Here is a 1252-nt window from a genome sequence, read left to right on the forward strand (position 1 = left end):
TTTCTTATGGGGCGGCGCAGTTGCCGCTCATCAGGTCGAAGGCGGCTGGAACAAAGGCGGCAAAGGGCCGAGCATTTGTGACGTTCTGACCGGTGGCGCACACGGCGTGCCGCGCGAAATAACCAAAGAAGTCTTGCCAGGCAAATACTATCCAAACCATGAAGCCGTTGATTTTTATGGTCACTACAAGGAAGACATCAAGCTATTTGCCGAAATGGGCTTCAAATGTTTTCGGACTTCCATCGCCTGGACGCGTATTTTTCCAAAAGGTGATGAAGCTCAGCCAAACGAAGAAGGGCTGAAGTTCTACGATGATATGTTCGATGAACTGCTGAAATACAACATCGAACCGGTGATCACCCTCTCCCACTTTGAAATGCCGCTGCATCTGGTGCAGCAATACGGTAGCTGGACCAACCGTAAAGTCGTTGATTTCTTTGTCCGTTTCGCGGAAGTGGTATTCGAACGCTACAAGCATAAAGTCAAATACTGGATGACCTTCAACGAAATAAACAACCAGCGTAACTGGCGTGCGCCGCTGTTTGGTTACTGCTGCTCCGGCGTGGTGTATACCGAGCATGACAACCCGGAAGAGACGATGTATCAGGTGCTGCATCACCAGTTTGTCGCCAGCGCCCTGGCGGTGAAAGCTGCGCGTCGCATTAACCCGGAGATGAAAGTCGGCTGTATGCTGGCGATGGTGCCGCTGTATCCCTACTCCTGTAACCCGGAAGATGTGATGTTCGCTCAGGAGTCGATGCGCGAACGCTACGTCTTTACCGATGTGCAGCTACGCGGCTATTACCCGTCCTATGTGTTGAACGAGTGGGAGCGTCGCGGATTTAACATCAAAATGGAAGACGGCGATCTGGATGTACTGCGCGAAGGCACCTGCGATTATCTCGGCTTCAGCTATTACATGACCAACGCGGTGAAGGCCGAAGGCGGCACCGGCGATGCGATCTCTGGTTTTGAAGGCAGCGTACCAAACCCGTATGTTAAAGCATCTGACTGGGGCTGGCAGATTGATCCAGTAGGTCTGCGCTATGCCCTTTGCGAACTGTATGAGCGTTATCAGAGGCCGCTGTTTATTGTCGAAAACGGTTTTGGCGCTTACGACAAAGTGGAAGAAGATGGCAGCATCAACGACGACTACCGCATTGACTACCTGCGCGCCCATATCGAAGAGATGAAAAAAGCGGTGACTTACGATGGCGTGGATCTGATGGGCTACACACCGTGGGGCTGCATC

The 1252-nt window shown here is 52.2% G+C and carries 1 protein-coding gene; it reads left to right on the forward strand.

Going from position 1 to position 1252, the window contains the following annotated elements:
* Positions 1–1252 (forward strand): 6-phospho-beta-glucosidase BglA (bglA, locus tag R7Z41_RS23945; RefSeq protein WP_318141634.1); only part of this gene is annotated, 1252 nt, incomplete at both ends.

Origin of the sequence: Vibrio sp. 1457 (assembly GCF_033340195.1) — a bacterium.
Classification (GTDB): domain Bacteria; phylum Pseudomonadota; class Gammaproteobacteria; order Enterobacterales; family Vibrionaceae; genus Vibrio; species Vibrio alginolyticus.